Genomic DNA, 19,650 nt, shown 5'->3' with positions numbered 1-19,650 from the left:
GAGACGGCGATCGGCCTCAGCGCGGAAGGCCTCGAAGGCGGCGTCGCTCCGCCGCTGGGCTTCGGCCAGTTCTGCCAGCGCCCGCTCGGTGCGTTGCTGAGCCTCCGTCAAGGCGGCCAGGGCCTGTTCCGTCCGCCGCTGGGCCTCGACCAGTGCCCCCAGCGCCTTCTCCACCCGCCCCCAGCGCCGGGAGAGGGTGCGCAACGCCTTCGGCGTCGCCAGCAGTTCCTCCGTCAGCAGCCGCTGGCGCAGCGCCTCCAGCCACTCCGGATGCCGGTCCAGGATCCGCAACAGGTCCCCAAAATCCCGCAACGTGAAGGCCATCGAACTCCCCTGGGGATCGAATCGCCTCCATATAAAATGATAGCATGTGCGCACCGCTGCAGCCAGGCGCAGGGGCGGCGGATGGACGTTACAATGAAGTCCCCTGGACCCTGAACGGAGCAGTGCTTTCCGTGCGCGCAGAGAAGGCCTATGTCGAGGCGCTGAACTGGCTGTTTGGGCGGGCCGATTTCGAAGGGCGACAGCCCCGGATGCCGGAGGCCTTCTGTCTGGAGCCCATCCGCCATCTCCTGGGGCGGCTGGGCGATCCCCATCGCCGCTACGCGGTGGTCCACATCGCGGGGACGAAGGGCAAGGGCTCCACGGCTGCCATGACGGCGGCCATCCTGCAGGCCGCCGGCTATCACACGGGCCTGTATACCTCCCCCCACCTGCACACCATGCGCGAGCGCATCCAGGTCGATGGGAGGCCGATCCCCCTGGAGGCGGTGGTGGACCTCCTCGACCGCCTCCGACCGGCTGTCGAAGCGGACCCGGCCCTGACTGTCTTCGACATCCTGACAGCCATGGGGTTTCTCTACTTCGCTGAATCCGGCGTCGAGGTGGCCGTGGTGGAGGTGGGGTTGGGCGGCCGCCTGGATTCCACCAATGTGGTGGAGCCCTCGGTTTGCCTCATCACCGCGTTGAGCCTGGACCATACGGAGATCCTGGGGCCCACCCTTGCGCACATCGCCTTCGAGAAGGCCGGGATCATGAAGCCGGGCGTCCCGGCGGTGACCGCTCCCCAGCCCGAGGAGGCGATGGCGGTGCTCCGGCAGGTGGCCGCCGAACGTGACGTCCCTTTGTTCTCGCTGGAAGGCTGGCGCATGGGCCCCCAGGTCATCACCGCGACCGGACAGCAAGGGGAGATCGTGGCCCCCGATGGCACGCGATGGTCGGTGCGCCTCCCGTTGCTGGGCCGGCACCAGTGGGAGAACGCCGCGCTGGCGGTGGCCGCCGCTCGGCTGTTGCGCGCCCAGGGCTGGGCCCTCTCCGATGCCGCGCTCCGGGAAGGGCTGGAGCGGGTCCGCTGGCCGGGGCGTTTCGAGGTGTTGCGGGTGGAGCCGCCCCTGGTCCTGGACGGCGCCCATAACGAGGCCTCGGCGGCGCGGCTGGCGGAGACCCTCGCCGAGGTCTTCCCGGGTCGGCGGTGGCACCTGGTCTTTGGGGCCTCGAGGGACAAGCCGGTGGAAAGGATCCTCGCCCCCCTGCGCCCGTTGATCGCCGCTGTTTGGTTCACCCGTTCCCGGCATCCCCGGGCCGCCGATCCGGATCGGCTTGGCCCATGCCGCCGCTCCCCTGGGCCTCTCTGGGCCAGCCGTGGGGGAGGTGGCCACCGCTCTGGCCCAGGCCCTGAAGGGAGATGCCCCGGTCCTGGTCACCGGTTCCCTCTTCGTGGTCGCCGAGGCCCGCGAGGCGTGGGCCGCCTGGAACGGATGGCCGGCGCTCGAGGTCGACCCCGTCGGGATCCGGGTGGGCGGGCGCTGAGGCGGGGGCGGGAACCGGGTTCCGTGTTAGCATGAACCCGGCGGTTGTCCGAAGGGAGGTGGGGCGCGCATGGATGCGCGATGGGAGCCCGAAGAGGAAAGCCGGAGCCGAATGGCCTGGGAGCGGACCGTGGAGGAGGGCGAGGCCGCCTTGGAGGCGGCCATCCTGCCCTTGCGGGACACGGTGGTCTTCCCCCGCATGGTCACACCGCTGAACGTCGGCCGGGACAAGTCCCTGCGGGCCGTGGAGGCGGCGGTCCAGCGGGAGGAGCCCCTGGTGGTCGTGACCCAGCGGGACGAGGCGGTGGAGGACCCGGCCCCCGAGGATCTGTATACGATGGGGACCCTCGTCTCCGTGGCGCGCGTCCTGCGGATGCCTGACGGGACCACCAGCGTCCTGGTGCAGGGCCAGCAGCGGGCCCAGATCCTGGAGTTCACCCAGCGGGAGCCGTATCTACGGGCCCGGGTCCGTCTGATCTCCGAACGGACGGACCGCCCGCCGGCCACCGAGGCCCTCATGCGGGCCGTCCTCTCCCAGTTCGAGCGGGTGGTCCAGTTGGACCGGACCGTCCCGGAGGACGCCTACGTCTTCGCCGTGAACATCGACGAGCCCGGCTGGCTGGCCGACCTGATCGCCAGCACATTGAGCCTCAAGACAGCCGAGCGCCAGGAGTTGCTGGAGATCGTCGAGCCTTCGGCCCGCCTGCTTCGTCTCTCGATCCTGCTGGCTCGCCTCCTCGATGTGTTGGAACTGGAGAGCAAGATCCAAGCCCAGGTGCAACAGGAGGTGGACCGCACGCAGCGGGAGTTCTACCTCCGGGAGCAAATGAAGGCCATCCAGCATGAACTGGGCGAGGCCGACGTTTATATGCAGGAGATCAACGAGCTCCGGGAGCGGCTGGAGGCCAAGAACCTCCCGGAGGAGGTGCGAGCCCGGGCCGAGAAGGAACTCAATCGCCTGGCCCAGATGCCGCCCCTCTCTCCTGAGGTCAGCATCGTCCGCACCTACATCGACTGGATCCTGGAGCTGCCCTGGACCGAGGAGACCGAGGACAACCTGGACATCGCCCATGCTGCGGCGGTGTTGGAGCGGCATCACTACGGACTGAAGAAGGCCAAGGAGCGGATCCTGGAGTTCCTCGCAGTGCGCAAACTGGCCGGGGAGCGCAGCCGCAGCCCCATCTTGTGCTTCGTGGGACCGCCGGGGACTGGCAAGACCTCCCTGGGCAAGGCCATCGCCGAGGCCCTCGGCCGCCGCTTCGTTCGGGTCTCGCTGGGAGGCATCCACGACGAGGCGGAGATCCGGGGCCACCGGCGCACCTATATCGGGGCGTTGCCCGGGCGGATCCTCCAGGGCATGGCCCGGGCGGGGACCATCAACCCCGTCTTCATGCTGGACGAGATCGACAAGATCGGGGTCGACTTCCGGGGAGATCCCGCAGCGGCCCTCTTGGAGGTGTTGGACCCTGAGCAGAACCATGCCTTCTCCGATCACTACCTGGAGATCCCTTACAACCTGTCCAAGGTCCTGTTCATCACCACCGCCAACATCCTGGACACCGTGCCGCCGGCCTTGCGGGATCGGCTGGAGGTCATTGAGTTCCCGGGCTACACCGAGGGCGAGAAGGTGCAGATCGCCCGCCGCTTCTTGATCCCCCGCCAACTGGAGGAGAACGGGTTGCAGAACATCCCGCTGAAGATCACTGATGCCGCCCTGCGCCGCATCATCCGCGAATACACCTCTGAGGCGGGGGTGCGCAACCTGGAGCGGGAGATCGCAGCCATCTGCCGCAAGACAGCCCGCCTGGTGGCCGAGGGCAAGCCTTACCGCTCCGTGGTCACCGCCGCGGCCCTGGAGCGCTACCTCGGCCCGCCGCGCTACGACTACGGTCGGGCCGAGGAGACCGACCAGGTGGGCGTGGCCATGGCCCTGGCCTGGACGGAGGCCGGCGGCGAGGTGATGCCGGTGGAGGTCACCTTGATGGACGGGAAGGGGGTGTTGCTGCTCACCGGGCAGTTGGGAGAGGTGATGCAGGAGTCGGCCCAGGCGGCTATGAGTTATCTCCGCTCCCGGGCGCGGCAGTTCGGCATCCGCCCCAAGCGCTTCGAGAAGACCGATGTGCACGTCCACGTCCCGGAAGGCGCCATCCCAAAGGACGGCCCCTCGGCGGGCATCACCATCGCCACCGCGCTGGTCTCTGCGTTCACCGGCATCCCCGTGCGCCGGGACACGGCCATGACCGGGGAGATCACCCTGCGGGGGCGGGTGCTGCCCATCGGTGGGTTGAAAGAGAAGGTCCTGGCCGCCCATCGCGCTGGCATCAAGCGGGTGATCCTGCCCAAGAAAAACCAACGCGATCTGGTGGAGTTGCCCCGGCGGGAGATCCGGGGGATGACCCTGATCTTCGTGGAGACAATGGACGAGGTGCTCCAGGCCGCCCTGGCCCGCCCCCTCCCTGGCTTGGCGCGCACGACCAGCGCCGCGAAGCGGCGGGCCGGCCGCTGACCGGCTGGGGCCTCCCGAGGGCCGATGGCCCGAGCTCGGAACGGCGCACCGATGAGCCCGATTTCGCCAGGCACGGCCGCTCCGCCATAGCCCATGGGAAAGATAGCGACCGAGCCCGGATGGAAGCGGCTGGGATGGCCCGTCCTCCTCCTGGGGCTGGCCGCTTTTCTTTTTTCCGATCGCCTGCACCAGCCCTCCCTCTGGTTCGATGAGGGCTGGTCGTGGCATCTGGCCCGCATGCCGATCCCCGAGATGCTGACGGCCACGGCAGCCGACCGGAGCCCTTTTCTCTACTACCTTGGGCTTCATTTCTGGATCCGGGTTGCGGGGGACAGCGAGTGGGCGCTGCGGTGGCCCTCGATGGCCTTTGGGGTGCTGACCCTGGCCCTTCTCTGGCGGTTGGCGACATGGGGCTGGGGACCGCTGGCAGGCACCCTGGCCATCTTCCCCGCCATGGTCTCTCCTTTTTGGTTTTACTATGTCCAGGAAGCCCGTATGTATGCGATGCTGGCGGCGGGGGCCTTGGCGGCTTTGGGGGCGATGGAAGCCGCCCTCCGACGCCCCACCCCCTTCCGCTATGCCCTCTGGACCCTGCTCTCCGCGGGAGTGACCCTCACCCACTACTACGGCCTCTTCCCCGTGGCGGCGATGGCCACGGCCTTGGGGGGGTGGGGACTGGCCTCTCGGACGGAGCGCGCCGCGCGCCTACGACGCTGGGGATGGAGTTTGATCGGCCTGGGGATCCTGGTGGGCCCTTGGCTCGTGTTCGCCCGCCAGCGCTTCCTCCAGCCGGAGGCTTTCCTCCATCCTCCGACGACCATCCCGGGGGTGCTGGCCGGGCTCGCCCAGGGGTTCTGGCCAAGGGCAGCCCTTTGGATCCCGGCGCTGGCCCTGGCCCTCGGGGCCCTCTTCGGAGGAGGGAGCCTCCGATGGCGCTGGGCGGCGGTGACCCTGGGCAGCCTCGGCCTCATGCTGGCAGCCCTCGTCTTCCTCTTCCCTCGCTTCGCCCTTTTCCATCCGCGCTATGCCATCTTCCTCTGGGCCTTCTGGGCCCTGGGGGTGGGGGGCGGAACAGCCGTCGGCCTCCAGAGGTCCCACGTCCGGGGCCTGAGCCTTCTGTTGTGGCTCTCCATCGGGATTCTCTCCCTCGGCCCCTGGCGGGCCCTGGGGCAGGATCCGGGGCGGGGGCGAGACCCTTATCGGGAGGTGGTGGCCCACGTGGCCCGTCAGATGCGGCCCGGGGAAATTGCCCTCGCCCTGCGGGCCAATTGGGCCGTGGAATATTACTGGGAGCGCCTGCGGGTCCCTTTCCCGCTCCGCATGGGCCCCACCGAGCCCCTCTGGGACGAGGAAGAGGTCCGCCGCCAACTGGAGGAATGGCAGCAGGAATCGGGCCCTGGGGAAGGGCCATGGCGGATCTGGCTGATCGGCTGGCAACAGGAGGTGGTGGATCCGCTGCGGCTGTTCGATGGCTTGCTGCTGGCGAACGGATTCGAAGTCGGCGGGCAGGCCTTCGGATCCGTGTGGGTCGCTTACTACGAAACATGGCCCCCTTTCCGCCCCCGCCCCCTCTCGCCGCTCCAGGCCGACTTTGAGGGGAAGATCGCCTTGCGCGGGTTCCACCTCCGCCCGCCCCGCTGGCCGGGGGATGTGCTGGGCGTGACCGTGTGGTGGGCGCGCGTGGGGGAGGTCCCCGCCGCTCCCCGGGTTTTCGTGCATCTCCTGGACGACGCCGGCCGTCTGGTCGCCCAACAGGACGGGCCGTTGCCCAACGATCTGGTCCCCATCGACCGCTGGCCACCTCAGCATGTGTATCCGGTGTTCACCCGCATCCGCGTGCCGCCGGATCGGCATGGAACCTACCGCGTCCGCGTGGGGCTCTACGACCCGTCCTCCGGGGCCCGCTGGCGGGTGCGCGGCGTAGCGCCTCCGGCCGATGGGGTGGTCCTGGGATCGGTCCACTTGCCGTGAATCCTCTGGTGAGCATGGAGGGACGAGGCCCATGGCCGAGCGGCTGTGGTTGATCCGGCATGGCCGCACCGCCTGGAACGCCCAGGGTCGCATCCAGGGCTGGGCCGATGTGCCGCTGCAGCCCGCTGTGGCGGGCTTATGAGACCGCCCAGATCCTCGCGCAGGCCTGGGGCGTTCCGGTGGAGGTCGACGAGCGCCGGAAGGAGCGAGGGATGGGGCCCTTCCAAGGGCGGACCGGGGAGGAGGCGGCCGCCTTCGAACGGGCCTGGCGGTCGCTGGAACAGGACCCCACGGCGGAGATCGAAGGCGTCGAGCCCCGGGCGGCCTTCGCCGAGCGGGTCTGGGCGGCCGGAAGCCGCCATGGCCCGGCCGGAGCCGATCCTGGCCATCGTGGCCCACAGCGGTACCTTCAGCATCTTCTTCCGGCGCTGGCTCGGGCTGCCCCTGGAGGTGCGCTCCCCTTTCCGCTTCGACAACGCCTCCCTGACCGAACTGGTCTTCCGGGACGGGCGTTGGGTGGTGCAGGTGTTGAACGACACATGCCATCTGGACGATCCGGCGGACGAGGTCCGCAAACCCGGTATATGATAACGGGGGGACCGGACACCTTTCCCGGAGAGGAGGTTCCGACACATGCCGACCCCGTCGTGGCGCTATGGGGACCTGGTCCTGGTGGCGGGTTCCGGCCATCCGGAACTGGCGGAGGAGATCGCCCAATGCCTGGGCGTCCCCTTGCTCCCCCGCGAGATCATCGTCTTCCCCAACGAGAACATCTTCGTGCGGCTGCTGGCCAGCGTCCGGGGACAGGACGTCTTCGTCATCCAGAGCACCGCCTCGCCGGTCAACTACAACCTGATGGAGCTCTTCATCTTGCTGGATGCCATCAAGCGGGCCAACGCCGGCCGCATCACCGCGGTGATCCCCTACCTGGCCTACGCCCGCAGCGACAAGAAGGACCAGCCGCGCGTGCCCATCACCGCCCGGCTGGTGGCGGATTTCATCGCCGTGGCCGGCGCGGACCGCTGGGTGACCATCGACCTTCACGCCAGCCAGATCCAGGGCTTCTTCAACATCCCGGGCGACGAACTGACCGCCTTCCACCTGCTGAGCGATTACCTTCTGGAGAAGGAGTTCTCACCTGAGGACACGGTGGTGGTGGCCGCTGACCTGGGGTTCGCCAAGAAGGCCCGCAACTACGCCGCCAAACTCAACCTGCCCATCGCCTTCGTGGAGAAACGCCGGGCAGGGACCCACACGGACGCCTTGACAGTGATCGGGGAGGTGGCGGGCAAACGGGTGATCCTGGTGGACGATGAGGTGGACACAGCCGGCTCGGTGAGCGGGGCCGTGCGGGTGTTAAAGGAAGAGGGCGCGGTGGAGATCTATCTCTGCTTCACCCACGCCGTCCTCTCCGGACCAGCGGTGGACCGCCTGCGGGCGCTGCCGCTGAAGGAGATCATCTGCACCAACACCATCCCGATCCCCCCGCACAAACGCCTCCCCAACATGACGGTGCTCTCCGTCGGGCCGATGCTGGCCGAAGTCATCCGGCGCATCCACGAGGGGCGTTCGGTGGGCCAGCTCTTCAGCGAGTGAGGGAGACCCGATGTCCAAGGGGAGCGGCCGCCCGGGGCGGTGGGCCCTGCGCGGGGTCGGGCTGGCGTTGCTGACGGCAGCGCTGGGCCTCCGCTTTTACCGCCTGGAGGCCCAGAGCCTGTGGTATGACGAGGGCGCTTCCGCCCGCCTCAGCGAGGGGCCGCTGCGACGGATCCTGGAGGGAGCGGCCCAGGACATCCATCCCCCGCTGTATTACCTGCTCCTCCACGCGTGGATGGGAGCCGCGGGCCGCTCGGTGTTCGCGATGCGGGCGCTCTCGGCCATAGGCGGCGTGCTGTTGGTCGCCGCCACAGGCGCCCTCGCCGGCCGGTGGTTCGGCCGGCGGGCCGGCCTCTGGGCCATGGCCCTCATGGCCGTCCACCCTTTCGCCGTCTACTACGCCCAGGAGGTCCGGATGTATACCCTCCTCGGCCTGTGGGCGGCCCTCCACACGCTCTTCTGGTGGACGTGGCTGCGGCGCCCGCGGCCCCGCGTAGCCCTCGCCCTCCTCCTCACCGGCCTGGCCGGATGGTATACCCATTATGTCTTCCCGGCCGTCCCGGCCGCCCATTTCCTGGGGATGGCCAGTGGGGCCGGGCGCCGCCGACGGCTTCGGCGGCTCCTCCGCTGGCTGGGCCTGCAGGCCTGGATCGGGCTGCTGTTCCTCCCTTGGGCCCCGGTGGCCATCGCGCAGCTGCGCCGCTGGCCTGCCCCGGCCCCGGCCCCCATCCCCCAGGCCCTCTGGACCATCCTCCGGACCCTGGGCGCCGGGCTGACCCTGCCGCCGGAGGTCCCTTCTGGCCTGTTCTTCCTCCCATGGGCGGTCGTGGGCCTGGCCTGGCTCCGCCTGCGGGATCGGCGGGATGCCCTCGGGGCAGCACTCCTGCTCCTCATCAGCCCCATCACCTTGGTCCTGGCCCGCGGCGGCTATCGCGAGCCCAACCTGAAATTCTTCATGGCCTCCCTTCCGGCCTTCGCTGCCCTGTGGGCCGGCGGCATGACGGCTTTCGGGCGTTGGGCGCGGATCGGGCCGTTGGGGATGGCCTTGGGGATCGCCATCACGGCCTTTCCCCTGAGCATCAGCCTGCGGGCCCTCTACATGGATCCCCGGTTCGCGCGGGATGATTACCGGGGCCTGGCCCGGAGCCTGGCGGCGTTGATCCGGCCGAACGATGGGATCTTGCTCTACGCCCCGGGCCAGGCGGACGTCTTCGGATATTACTGGCCGGACGCCCCCCTGGTCCCCGCGCCGGCTTCGCGGCCTTTGGACGAGGAGGAGATCGAGCGGACGCTGGCGCCGGCCCTGGCCGGCCGGGCCCGGCTGTTCGTGATCTGGTATGGGGAGCGGGAGGCGGATCCTGCAGGCCGTCTCGAGGCCTGGCTGGACGCGCGGGGCTTCCGGGCTGCGGAGCAGTGGGTGGGCCGCCTCCGCTTCGTCGTTTACGGCCTGGGGATGCCGCGCCCGAGCCCGGATCCCGGCGTGCGGTTCGGGGAGGCCATCGCGGTGGAAGCCTACGGCCTCACCACCACCCGGCTGCACCCGGGGGATGTGCTCGGCCTCCAGATCCGCTGGCGGGCCTTGACTCCCATCCCCATCCGTTACAAGGTCTTCGTGCACCTGGTGGGGCCGGAGGGACGCCCGGTGGCCCAGACCGACCGGGAACCGGTGGGATGGCGCCGCCCGACCGTCACCTGGCGTCCGGGGGAGTCCCTGGAGGATCGCTATGGCGTGTGGCTACCTCCTGGGCTGGCGCCGGGCTCCTATCGGCTCACCTTGGGCCTTTACGGCCCGGATGGGGCCCGCCTCCCGGCTTTCCAGGGAAGCGTGCCCTTGGGCGATGCGTGGACGGTGGCCGCCATCCAGGTGGCCCCGGCGCCGGAGGGCGCGGCCACGCGATAAAATGGAGCCACAGATCCTTTGGGGAAGGGAGGAGGCGATGGATCCGGAGGTCCGCAAGCGGACGCTGCGCCTGATCACCTACGGACTCTACGTGCTGACGGCGGCCGACGGGGAGGAGGTGGCTGCGGGGACAGTGAACTGGCTCTCCCAGGCCTCTTTCCAGCCTCCCCTGGTGATGGTGGGGATCAAGAAGGACAGCCACCTGCATGCCCTCATCGAGCGGACGGGGGCCTTCGCCGTCAACATCCTGGGGGCCGGCCAGAAGGAGATCGCCGCCGCCTTCTTCCGTCCCACCCGGGTCGAGGAGGGACGGTTGAACGGCTACGCCTTCGAACGCGGGCCGGCCACCGGCGCCCCCCTCCTGGTGGATCTGCCCGCCTGGTTCGAGGCCCGCGTCACCGACGCGGTGCGGCGCGGGGATCACACCGTCTTTGTCGCGGAGGTCGTCCACGCAGGCCTGCGGGATCCCGAGGCCAAGCCTCTGGTGATGTGGGAGACCGGCTGGTATTATGGCGGATGAAACCGACAGCGAGGCGGAGGCGCAGACGATGGCCCGAGGGCTGGACTTCCCGACGCGCATCGAGGCGGTGCGGGCGCGGGAGATCCTGGACTCCCGCGGCAACCCGACGGTGGAAGTGGAGGTGGTGCTGGCGGACGGCACCGTGGGGCGGGCGGCGGTCCCCTCCGGGGCCAGCACCGGGGCCCACGAGGCCTGGGAACTGCGCGACGAGGATCCGGGGCGCTATCTGGGGAAGGGGGTGCTCCGGGCGGTGGAGAACGTCAACACGCGGATCGCCGAAGAACTGGTGGGCTGGGACGCCCTGGACCAGGTGGGGATCGACGAGGCCTTGATCCGCCTGGATGGGACAGAGAACAAGCGGGAATTGGGGGCCAACGCCATCCTAGGGGTCAGCCTGGCGGTGGCGGCGGCGGCGGCCGCCTCCCTGGGGCTGCCCCTCTATCGCTACCTAGGGGGCGTTGAGGCGCGGGTGTTGCCAGTGCCCATGATGAACATCCTCAACGGCGGCAAGCACGCCGACGACTCCGCCGACCTCCAGGAGTTCCTCATCCTCCCGGTGGGGGCCTCTTCCTTCGCCGAGGCCCTCCGCTGGGGCGCCGAGGTTTATCATCATCTGAAGAGGGTCCTCAAGAAGCGCGGCTACAGCACCAACGTGGGCGACGAGGGCGGCTTCGCCCCCAACCTCCGATCCAACCAGGAGGCCATCGAACTGATCCTGGAGGCCATCGCGGCCGCCGGCTACACGCCCGGGGAGCAGATCGCCCTGGGCCTGGACGCGGCAGCCAGCGAGTTCTATCAGGACGGCCTTTACGTGCTGCGGAAGGAAGGGCGGACGCTGCGGGCGCCGGAGCTGGCCGACCTCTATGCTCGCTGGATCGAGCAATACCCCATCCTCTCCCTGGAGGACGGCATGGCGGAGGACGACTGGGAGGGCTGGCGGCTGCTCCGCCGGCGGGTGGGCGACAGCGTCCAGTTGGTGGGGGACGACCTGTTGGTGACCAACGTGGCCCGCCTCCGCCGCGCCATCGCCGAGGGGGCCTGCAACGCCCTGCTGTGCAAGGTCAACCAGATCGGCACCCTCACCGAGGCCATCCAGGCCGCCCGGCTGGCCCAGCGGGCCGGCTGGGGCTTGATCATCTCCCATCGCAGCGGGGAGACTGAGGACACCTTCATCGCCGACCTGGCGGTGGCCCTGAACGCCGGGCAGATCAAAACCGGCGCCCCATGCCGCAGCGATCGGGTGGCCAAATACAACCGGCTCCTGCGCATCGAGGAGGAACTGGGGGAGATCGCCCGCTACGCCGGCCGCTCCGCCTTCCCAGGCTGGGCCCAGGGATAGGTCCGAGGCTTGGCGCTTCCCGAATGTGAGGAGGGACGATGGTCCGTATCGTCACCGACAGCGGCGCCCACCTGCCGCCGGAACGGTTCCGAGAGTATGGGGTCGTGGTGGTGCCCCTCGTGGTGAACATGGGGGGGCGCACTTACTACGAGGGTGAGGACCTCGACCTGGAGACCTTTTATCATTACCTGCGCACGTCCCCGGAGTTGCCCAAGACCTCCCAGCCGCCGGTCGGCCGTTTCTATGAGGTCTACCGGCGGCTGAGCGAGGAGGGACAGGCGGTGGTCTCCCTCCACCTCTCCTCGGTCCTGAGCGGGACCTACGCATCGGCCGTGGCGGCCCGGGAGATGCTTCCCGGGGCCGAGATCCATGTGGTAGACACCCAACTGATCTCCGTCCCCCAGGGGATCCTGGTGCTGGAAGCGGCGCGGATGGCGCGGGCGGGGGCCACGGCGTGGGAGATCGTCGAGCGGATCGAGTTCATGCGGGAGCGCACCGTCTTTTACTTCGTGCTGGACACCCTGGAGTATCTGGCGAAGGGGGGACGGGTGTCCAACATCCAGACCCTGATCGGGAACTTCCTCCAGGTGAAGCCGATCCTGAAGCTGCACGAGGGCCGCATCGCGCCCCACGAGCGGGTGCGGACCACCCAGCGGGCTCGCGACCGGCTACGGGACCTGATCCTGGATCACGCGCGGGGGCGCCGGGACGTCCGGATCGGCGTGATGCACACCCGCCTGCCCGAGGTGGCCGCGGAGATGGCCCGCGCGCTGGAGGAAGCCCTCCGCCCCGCCGAGCTGTTCATCGCCGAGGCGGGCCCGGCCGTCGCGACCCACGCCGGCCCGGGCGGGTTGGGGTTGGCCTGCTACGCGGAATAAGGGTCAGGATCCCAGATAGTCCCGCAGCTTGCGGCTGAAGAGCGGGTGCCGCAACTTGCGCAGCGCCTTGCTCTCGATCTGGCGGATCCGCTCGCGGGTCAGCCCGAACATCTGCCCCACCTCGTCCAAGGTCCGCCATCGCCCATCCTTCAGCCCGAACCGCACCTCGATCACCTGTCGCTCCCGCTCGGGCAGGGTGTCCAAGATCTTGCGCAACTGCTCCCGCAGCATAGTGAGGTGGGCCTCCTCCATCGGGCTCGGCGTCCGCTGGTCCTCGATGAAGTCGGCCAGTTCGCTGTCCTCCTCCTCGCCCACCGGGGTCTCCAGGGACATCGGCTCGGCGGCCCAGCGCAGAGCCCGTTCCACCTTGCGCGTGGCCTCCCGCAGCCGGCGGGCCAGGTGCGGCGGGAGGGGGACGTTGGCGTTCCACGCCGCCTGGATCTCCAGCACCTCCTGCGGCGAGAGCAGGTTCAGTTCCAGCGCCAGTTCCTCCGGGGTCGGATCCCGCCCCAGGGTCTGCTGCAGTTTCTGTTGCGCCCGCAGCAGGCGGCTGAGGAACTCCGCCAGGTGGACCGGGATGCGGATGGTGCGGGCCTGGTCGGCGATGGCCCGGGTGATGGCCTGGCGGATCCACCAGGTGGCGTAAGTGGAGAACTTGAAGCCCCGCCCGGGGTCGAATTTCTCCACCGCCCGCAGCAGACCCAGGTTCCCCTCTTGGATCAGGTCCAGGAACGAGATCCCCCGGCCGATGTATTTCTTGGCCACGCTGACCACCAGCCGCAGGTTTGCCCGGATCAGCCACGACCGGGCCTCCGCCGCCTGGTCGCGCACGTGTTGCCACCAGCGGTGGAGCCGCTCCTCCGACGGCAGACGGGCCCGGAACGATCGCTCGCCTGGCCAGCGCAGGGCGTGCGGCGGCCCCTCCCCCGCCTGCTCGACCAGCCAGCGCAGGGTCTCCGGGGGGAGCAGGATCAGGTCGGTGTAGATCCGCACCAGCAGGCGGAGGAGCTCGCCCAACCGACGCCCGCTCCGCTGGCGCTCCAGGTAGGGCTCCAGGGCGGTGGCTCGGGCCTCGGGGATCGGGCGCAAGACGTCGGCGACCAGGGCCTGCAGGGACGGCAGCGGACGGTGCAGCCGGGCCGCGGCCTCCACCGCCTGCCCCCACGCCTCGACCAGGTCCCGATAGACCGCTGTCGCCAGGTCGACCTGGGAGGGTTTGCGGAGACGGGCCCGCCACGTGTCCAGCCCGCGAGGGGCCTGGAAGCGAATGGCCAGGTCCAGTTCCTGGGCCGGGTCCAGGAGGGGGACCCGGCTGATCTCGCGCAGATACATGCGCACCGGGTCCTCGGCCACCTCTGGACCCCACCATTCGCCCAGGGCTTCGATCTCCTCCTCCAGGGCCTCGCTCTCGATTTCCTCCAGTTCCGCTTCCTCGGGCTCCTCGGGGATCGGCTCCTCGACGGTCTCTTCCTCTTCCAGTTCCAGGAGGCCCTCCTCTTCCATCCATTCTTCCTCGAGGCCCTTGGTCTCGTCGTTGGGCTCCCAGGGCTGTTGCGACATCGGCATACGCTCCTTTCCCGGATGGGTGGGGGATGGGAGTTGCCGCCTGGCCGGATGGTCCATATGGATGCCGAAGACAGGGCTTCCACCGCCCTCCACACCTGGCGGGTCCTCAGGCCTCTTCCTCTGCTCGCAGTGTCCTCGGCTCGCGTTCGATCCGCCGATAGCGGAAGCGCTGAACCCGCTTCAGTTCCTCTGCCAGCGCCTGCCATTTTGCCATGAATTCCCCCGGAGGCCAATCGGGCATCGCGTCAGCAAGGCCCTGCAGCTCCTCCAGGATGTTGCGCAGGCGCTGCTCGCGGAGCCAGAGGGCGATGCGCAGCGCCTCCTCCGCCCACCGCTCGTCCTCCGGGTCGAACCCGCGCAGCGCTGCGGCCCGTCCCTCCATCAGCCCGGCCCACGCTGCCTGAAGGACCGTCGCCTCGGTCTCCGGCCATTCCTCCACCGGGCCGAACGCCGACAGGTTCCGGAAGAGGGCCCGATGGGCGGTGTCGCCGAAATCGTCCTCTGACAGGGGCTCCAGGCCCAGCTCGGCGAAGCGGACGTTCAGGTAGGGCAGCAGATCCGGCGCCATGCCAAGGATGGCCAGCAGGAGGGCCTCGGCCTCCCGTCCGGAATCGAGGAGTGGGACCCCCGGCCGGGATGGATCGGCGCGGAGCCCCTGCGGCGGCCCCGCCCGTCGGTCCCCCTTCGTCCCACGGGGCGCGTAGCGCTGGCTGGCCACCAGTTCCAGCAGCACCCGCTCGTTCAGGCGGGCCATGCGGGCGGCCTGCTGGATGTAGACATCGCGCTCCACCGGGTCGGGGATCGCCGCCAGGATCGGGACCACCTCCCGCACGAAGGCGGATTTCCCCTTCGGATCCTCCAGGGGGTGCTGGGCGGCCAGGTAGTCCAGCAGGAAGGCGATGACCGGACGGGCGGCCGCCAGGGCCCGGGCCCAGGCTTCCGGATCCCGGCGGATCCACTCGTCGGGGTCCACGCCCGCCGGCAGCGTCAGCACTCGCAGATCCACCCCAAGTTGCCCGCTGAGGCGGATCAATCCCTGAGGCCCCAGTTCCAGAGTGGTCTCGGGGAAAGCCGCCCGCGCGGCCGCCAGGCCCCGGAGGACGGCATGCATCCCCGCCGGATCCGCGTCCATCGCCAGGATCAAGCGGGGGACTGAGGGGCCCCCGGGGCGGCCGGAGAGGCCCAGCAGCATCCGGCCCAGCAGGCGCAGTTGCGCCTCGCTCAGGCTGGTCCCCATGGCCGCCACCACATTGGCGAAGCCGGCCTGGTGGGCCATGATGGCGTCGAAATAGCCCTCCACGATCACCGCCACGCCGGTCCGCCGGATCTCCGGGCGGGCCAGGTCCAGGGCGAAGAGGACCGCGCTTTTGTCGAAAAGGGCGGTCTGGGGGGAGTTCAGATATTTGGGCTCCTCATTCCCCAGGGCCCGGGCCCCAAAGCCGATCACGTGCCCTTGCGGATCCCGGATGGGGATCATCAGGCGCCCCCGGAACCGATCGAAGGCGGTGCCGTCCTCGCGGACCACCACCAGGCCGGCGGCCTGCAATTCCTCCAGGGTGAACCCCTGGCGACGCAGGTGATCCAGAAGGGCGTGCCAGGCCGGCGGGCTGTAGCCCAGCCCGAAGCGCTCGACGGTCTCGGGGGTCAGGCCCCGGGCGGCCAGGTAGGCCCGGGCCGGCTCCGCCTCGCCGGCCCGCCGCAGCAGGCCCTGGTAGAAGAGCGCGGCGGCGGCAAGGGCCTCCCGCAAACGGGCCCGCTCCTGCTCCTGGGCCTCCGCCTCCGGCGTCGCGGTCAGGGGGATGCCGGCCCGCTGGGCCAGCCGGCGAAGGGCTTCGGCGAAAGTCACCCCCTCCCGCTTCATCACAAAGTGGAACACGTCCCCGCCGGTGTTGCAGGCCCCGAAGCACCGCCAGGTTTGGGTATCCGGGAAGACCACGAAGGCCGGCGTGTGCACGTTGTGGTGGAAGGGGCAGAACCCGATGTAGTTCTTCCCCGAGCGCCGGAGTTTGACGCTCTCCCCGATCACCTCTACGATGTCCACCCGGGCCTTGATCTCGTCGATGAGGCTCATCCGACAGGCTCCTCTCCCTGGCAGAGGCCTGGCGAGGCGTGGCGGGCTTTTCGCTTTCATCATAGCGGATCCGCGCCCGGAAAGCCAGACGGCCGATCCCACAGGCGGAGGAGGCGGGGAACGATGCAGGTCGTGATCCTGGCCGGAGGGGTCGGCGGCGCGCGCATGGCGGATGGCTTCGCCCGCGTGATGCCGCCCGAGGACCTGGTGGTGATCGTCAACACGGGGGACGACTTCGAGTGGCACGGGCTCTTGGTGTGCCCGGATTTCGACACCGTGCTGTATACCCTGGCCGGCATCGCCAACCCGGAGACCGGCTGGGGGATCCCAGGGGACACCTGGAACGCCCTGGCGATGCTGGAGCGTTACGGCGGGGAGACCTGGTTCCGGGTGGGGGATCGGGACCTGGCCACCCATGTCTTCCGGACGTTCCTCTGGCGCCAGGGCGTGCGCCTGAGCGAGATCGCCCTCCGCCTCCGGCAGGCCCTGGGGGTGGCCGTCGCCCTCTGGCCGATGAGCGATCAGCCGGTGCGGACGCGGGTGCGGACCGACGAGGGGTGGCTGGCGTTCCAGGAATACTTCGTGCGACGCCGCTGCGAGCCCCCTGTCCGTGGCTTCGCCTGGGAGGGCCTGGAGCATGCCCAGCTTTCCCCGGAGGCCCGGGCTGTCCTGGAGCGGGCGGATCTAGTGGTGATCGCCCCCTCCAACCCGTATGTGAGCATCGGCCCCATCCTGGCCCTGCCGGGGGTGGTGCCGTTGCTGCAGGAGCGCCTCGTGGTGGCCGTGTCCCCCATCCTGGGCGGCCAGGCCCTGAAGGGCCCGGCGGCCAAGATGATGGCCGAGCTGGGGGAGGAGCCCTCCGCGCGCACGGTGGCCCAGCGCTACCTGCCCTTCTTGAAGGGCTTCGTCCTGGACCAGGTGGATGCGCCCCTGGCTCCTGCCATCGCCGCGCTAGGGATCCGATCCCTGGTCACCGATACCGTGATCGGATCTCCGGAGGCCCGGGCCCGGCTGGCCCGTGAGATCTTGGATTGGGTCGCGGCCTGGGATCCGCCCGCCGGGGCGGGACGTCTCTAGCCGGGCTGGCCGCCCGGGGAGACGGCTTGGAGGGCCCGGGTGCGGAGCTCGGCCCGCAGGGCCAGGATGTCCCGCGGGGCCGAGGCGATGGCCAGGGCGAACAGCACGCCGCACAGCAGCCAGGCTCCCACACAGATCGTCAGGATGGCAGTGTGCAGAGAGGTGCGGACCGCCAGCAGGCCGGTCAGGAAGGGCGCCAGGGAGGCCCCGCTGCCCTCAATGAACGATTCCAGGGCCTGGGCCGAGGAGCGGATCTCCGGCGGGCTGATGTCGAAGACCGTGGCCAGGACGTTGGGGGCGGCCAGGGGGATGGCGAAGGCGGTCAGGATCACCATCCCCCAGAAGGCGCCGAAGGCCGAAGGGGGGACGGACATGGTGATCGCCAGGAGGACCGCCCCCGCCAGCACCCCAGTCATGGCCACGATCAATCGACCCCGCAGGGTGCGCCGGAACAGCCAATCCCCCATCGCCCCGCCGGCCAGATAGCCCAAGGACATCATCACCACCGCCGAGGCCATCACGGCGAAGATCTGGGCGTTGCTGTAGCCGCGCTCGCGCTCCAAATACCGGAAGAACCAAAAAGAGATCACATTCCACGGGAAGACGCCGAAGAACCCCTGGGTGACCAGGAAGAGGAAGGTGGACTTGCGCAGGAGGGCGCGCACCTCGGCGAGGTTGAACCGGTAGGCGGGGACCTCGGCCAGGGCGGCCAGTTCGGGCTCGCTCCGCCCCCGGGGGACCTCCCGGACGGTGCGCCAGATCACGAAAGCCATCAGCACGCCCAAGGCCCCGGTGATCAGGTAGATGGCCCGCCAGCCAATGAGGTCCTTGAGGCCCAGGGCCAGCCCCACGCCCATCAGGTAGCCCACGGGGCCGGTCATTTGGAGGAAGCCGTAGATCCGGCTGCGGAGGGCAGGGCCGAAATAATCCGAGATCAGGCTGTAGAGGCCTGGATAGGCGTTGTCGTCGATGCCGGTGGAGGCCCGGGTGATCAGGAACAGGGGGTAAGTGGGAGCGACGGCGCTGAGCCATGTGGTGGCTCCCCAGATGAAAGAAGCCAGGGCGATGAGCGCCGGCCGGGCGAAGCGATCCGCCAGGTAGCCCCACATCGGGTAGAGAAACAGCCCAACCAGCAACGCCGCCGTCGAGGCCAAACCCATGAGATCTTCCCCGATGTGGAACGTGTTCATGATCTCAGTGGCCAGGGGACCCAGGAGGAGCTTGTCGGTTTGGTGGAGCAGCATGAAGGCGAACAGGACGACCGCAACAGCCCACGGCGTGCGCATGGCCTTCCTCCTGATCGATGGATGGCCCGCGGAGGGCTTGCCTTTCCCGATGGCCTCCAGGGCGGGGAGGGCCCTTCCCCCGAAGCCGATCCCCATCTAGTTTACCCGGACTGTCCCGAGGCCGGCGGATCGCCCCCGCCTCATCGCCCCTTGTAGCGCGCCGCCCACTGGGCGGTGAGTTGGAGGTAGAGGTCCCCGAAACGGAGGCTGGGCTCGATGTAGGACCCCTCCACCCACTCGTTGAACGAATGGATCAGGATGAGGTCCGGCTGGGTGGGGAGCACCGCCTCCCAGGTGCGGGCGTAATACGCTCCATTCTCCCGGTCGCGGGCGAAGGGGGCGCTGCTCACCCGCAGGTCCGCACAGTGGGGTTGGGCCGAGTTGAGGTCGTCCCACCCCGGCATCACCGTCCCGACCCACAGTTTGGGCTGGCCCGTCCGGCGCTCCCAGTCTCGCACCCAGCCGGCCCATCGGGAGGCCCCCCGGTAGGCGGTCGGGCAGCAGGCGTGATCGATCTTGTAGACGTAGAGGCCGTCGAAGACAGCCAGGTAATCCGGCTTCAGCCCCTCAGCGATCCACCAAGTGTGGTGCTCGGGGTCCACGGCTTGCCGGATCTCTGCCCAGCGGGCCACCGCGGTCGCCACGTCCTGGTCCGAGGCGGGCCGGCCGCCGCCGGCGTCGGGGACCCGATACATGTCGCTGAACAGGATCACCGGCCGCCCCGCCACCCGCAGAAAACGGGGATGGGCGGCGTAGCGGGAGATCAAGTCGCGCAGGGCCTCAACCACCCCGGCCTGGTTCGCGCCGGGCAGGATGTGATAAAGGAACGTGGCAGTCGACGTGAAGCCGTCGGGGGAGAGGTCGAGCACCTTTTGAAAGTTCGCGTCCGTCCGGTCGCCAGGGGCGAACCAGTGGACGGCGAAGCCGTCGATCCCAGCGGCCCGGGCCTGGGCGATGTGGCGGGCGATCACACCGGGGTCGTCCGAGGAATAGACCCCATCCCGAGGTTGATCGGCATCGGAGGTGCAGCCGGTGGACCACGTGCCCGGATCATACCACGGGAAATAGTTGGCGAGGACCAGCCGCGCCGGCGGCGGATGGACGGCGTGGGCCGGCGGGGCCGGCGCCGGGG

Annotated in this window: 13 protein-coding genes and 4 pseudogenes; 11 read left to right on the top strand and 6 right to left on the bottom strand. The window is 69.5% G+C overall.

Going from position 1 to position 19,650, the window contains the following annotated elements:
• A pseudogene (locus tag C4313_RS08000) lies at positions 1-324 on the bottom strand (hypothetical protein); the annotation flags it as partial.
• A gap of 131 nt (positions 325-455) precedes the next feature.
• Between C4313_RS08000 and C4313_RS07995 the strand changes: the two are divergent.
• The 10 genes and pseudogenes from C4313_RS07995 to C4313_RS07950 all read left to right on the top strand — a co-directional run bounded on the left by C4313_RS07995 (position 456) and on the right by C4313_RS07950 (position 12,518).
• A complete protein-coding gene (locus C4313_RS07995) occupies positions 456-1,844 on the top strand; it encodes a bifunctional folylpolyglutamate synthase/dihydrofolate synthase (protein ID WP_352429342.1) in 1,389 nt (462 codons plus the stop codon).
• A gap of 34 nt (positions 1,845-1,878) precedes the next feature.
• Entirely contained in the window at positions 1,879-4,314 is a 2,436-nt protein-coding gene (lon, locus tag C4313_RS07990; RefSeq protein ID WP_352429341.1) for an endopeptidase La, read from the top strand.
• A gap of 93 nt (positions 4,315-4,407) precedes the next feature.
• Entirely contained in the window at positions 4,408-6,285 is a 1,878-nt protein-coding gene (locus tag C4313_RS07985) for a glycosyltransferase family 39 protein (RefSeq protein WP_352429340.1), read from the top strand.
• Positions 6,251-6,575: pseudogene (locus C4313_RS07980) on the top strand (histidine phosphatase family protein); the annotation flags it as partial. The gene C4313_RS07985 and the pseudogene C4313_RS07980, both read left to right, overlap by 35 nt.
• Positions 6,576-6,645: 70 nt before the next feature.
• Complete coding sequence (locus C4313_RS07975) at positions 6,646-6,873, top strand: histidine phosphatase family protein (protein WP_352429339.1); 228 nt, start codon at positions 6,646-6,648, stop codon at positions 6,871-6,873.
• 45 nt (positions 6,874-6,918) lie between these two features.
• The gene (locus C4313_RS07970) at positions 6,919-7,881 is read left to right on the top strand and encodes a ribose-phosphate diphosphokinase (protein ID WP_352429338.1); all 963 of its coding nucleotides are present in this window, start codon (positions 6,919-6,921) and stop codon (positions 7,879-7,881) included.
• 10 nt (positions 7,882-7,891) lie between these two features.
• A complete protein-coding gene (locus C4313_RS07965; RefSeq protein ID WP_352429337.1) occupies positions 7,892-9,781 on the top strand; it encodes a glycosyltransferase family 39 protein in 1,890 nt (629 codons plus the stop codon).
• 37 nt (positions 9,782-9,818) lie between these two features.
• Positions 9,819-10,301, top strand: coding sequence for a flavin reductase family protein (locus C4313_RS07960; protein WP_352429336.1), 483 nt, complete (start codon positions 9,819-9,821; stop codon positions 10,299-10,301).
• Positions 10,302-10,329: 28 nt separating this feature from the next.
• Positions 10,330-11,640, top strand: coding sequence for a phosphopyruvate hydratase (gene eno / locus C4313_RS07955; RefSeq protein ID WP_352429344.1), 1,311 nt, complete (start codon positions 10,330-10,332; stop codon positions 11,638-11,640).
• A 38-nt stretch (positions 11,641-11,678) separates the two neighbouring features.
• Positions 11,679-12,518 carry a DegV family protein gene (locus C4313_RS07950; protein ID WP_352429335.1) on the top strand — a complete coding sequence of 280 codons (840 nt, stop codon included), beginning with the start codon at positions 11,679-11,681 and terminating at the stop codon, positions 12,516-12,518.
• A gap of 3 nt (positions 12,519-12,521) precedes the next feature.
• On the opposite strand, the pseudogene C4313_RS11695 reads toward C4313_RS07950, so the two are convergent.
• From C4313_RS11695 to dnaG, 3 genes and pseudogenes are all read right to left on the bottom strand, one after another.
• Positions 12,522-13,331 (bottom strand): annotated as a pseudogene (locus tag C4313_RS11695) (sigma-70 family RNA polymerase sigma factor); the annotation flags it as partial.
• Between the two features lie 453 nt (positions 13,332-13,784).
• Positions 13,785-13,850 (bottom strand): annotated as a pseudogene (locus tag C4313_RS11690) (sigma-70 factor domain-containing protein); the annotation flags it as partial.
• A 340-nt stretch (positions 13,851-14,190) separates the two neighbouring features.
• Positions 14,191-16,155: a DNA primase gene (dnaG, locus tag C4313_RS07940; RefSeq protein ID WP_352429334.1), complete on the bottom strand. Its 1,965-nt coding sequence runs from the start codon at positions 16,153-16,155 to the stop codon at positions 14,191-14,193.
• Between the two features lie 123 nt (positions 16,156-16,278).
• On the opposite strand from dnaG, the gene cofD reads away from it, so the two are divergent.
• Positions 16,279-17,232: a 2-phospho-L-lactate transferase gene (gene cofD, locus C4313_RS07935; RefSeq protein WP_352429333.1), complete on the top strand. Its 954-nt coding sequence runs from the start codon at positions 16,279-16,281 to the stop codon at positions 17,230-17,232.
• Here cofD and C4313_RS07930 read toward each other — a convergent pair.
• Together C4313_RS07930 and C4313_RS07925 are read right to left on the bottom strand one after the other, a co-directional pair.
• Positions 17,229-18,518, bottom strand: a complete 1,290-nt coding sequence (locus tag C4313_RS07930; protein ID WP_352429332.1) for an MFS transporter — start codon at positions 18,516-18,518, stop codon at positions 17,229-17,231. The genes cofD and C4313_RS07930 overlap by 4 nt on opposite strands.
• A 140-nt stretch (positions 18,519-18,658) precedes the next feature.
• On the bottom strand, positions 18,659-19,650 hold a 992-nt coding region (locus tag C4313_RS07925), incomplete at its 5' end, for a glycoside hydrolase family 99-like domain-containing protein (protein ID WP_352429331.1).

Source organism: Thermoflexus sp. (assembly GCF_040289485.1).
In the GTDB taxonomy this organism is placed as follows: Bacteria; Chloroflexota; Anaerolineae; order Thermoflexales; family Thermoflexaceae; genus Thermoflexus.
This window is presented reverse-complemented; position numbering and strand designations above follow the sequence as displayed.

What these genes read in the sequence shown, in the direction of transcription:
- lon (WP_352429341.1), top strand. Translation starts at nt 1,879, where the DNA reads ATGGATGCGCGATGGGAGCCCGAAGAGGAAAGCCGGAGCCGAATGGCC.
- C4313_RS07985 (WP_352429340.1), top strand. Translation starts at nt 4,408, where the DNA reads ATGGGAAAGATAGCGACCGAGCCCGGATGGAAGCGGCTGGGATGGCCC.
- C4313_RS07975 (WP_352429339.1), top strand. Translation starts at nt 6,646, where the DNA reads ATGGCCCGGCCGGAGCCGATCCTGGCCATCGTGGCCCACAGCGGTACC.
- C4313_RS07970 (WP_352429338.1), top strand. Translation starts at nt 6,919, where the DNA reads ATGCCGACCCCGTCGTGGCGCTATGGGGACCTGGTCCTGGTGGCGGGT.
- C4313_RS07965 (WP_352429337.1), top strand. Translation starts at nt 7,892, where the DNA reads ATGTCCAAGGGGAGCGGCCGCCCGGGGCGGTGGGCCCTGCGCGGGGTC.
- C4313_RS07960 (WP_352429336.1), top strand. Translation starts at nt 9,819, where the DNA reads ATGGATCCGGAGGTCCGCAAGCGGACGCTGCGCCTGATCACCTACGGA.
- eno (WP_352429344.1), top strand. Translation starts at nt 10,330, where the DNA reads ATGGCCCGAGGGCTGGACTTCCCGACGCGCATCGAGGCGGTGCGGGCG.
- C4313_RS07950 (WP_352429335.1), top strand. Translation starts at nt 11,679, where the DNA reads ATGGTCCGTATCGTCACCGACAGCGGCGCCCACCTGCCGCCGGAACGG.
- dnaG (WP_352429334.1), bottom strand. Translation starts at nt 16,155, where the DNA reads ATGAGCCTCATCGACGAGATCAAGGCCCGGGTGGACATCGTAGAGGTG.
- cofD (WP_352429333.1), top strand. Translation starts at nt 16,279, where the DNA reads ATGCAGGTCGTGATCCTGGCCGGAGGGGTCGGCGGCGCGCGCATGGCG.
- C4313_RS07930 (WP_352429332.1), bottom strand. Translation starts at nt 18,518, where the DNA reads ATGCGCACGCCGTGGGCTGTTGCGGTCGTCCTGTTCGCCTTCATGCTG.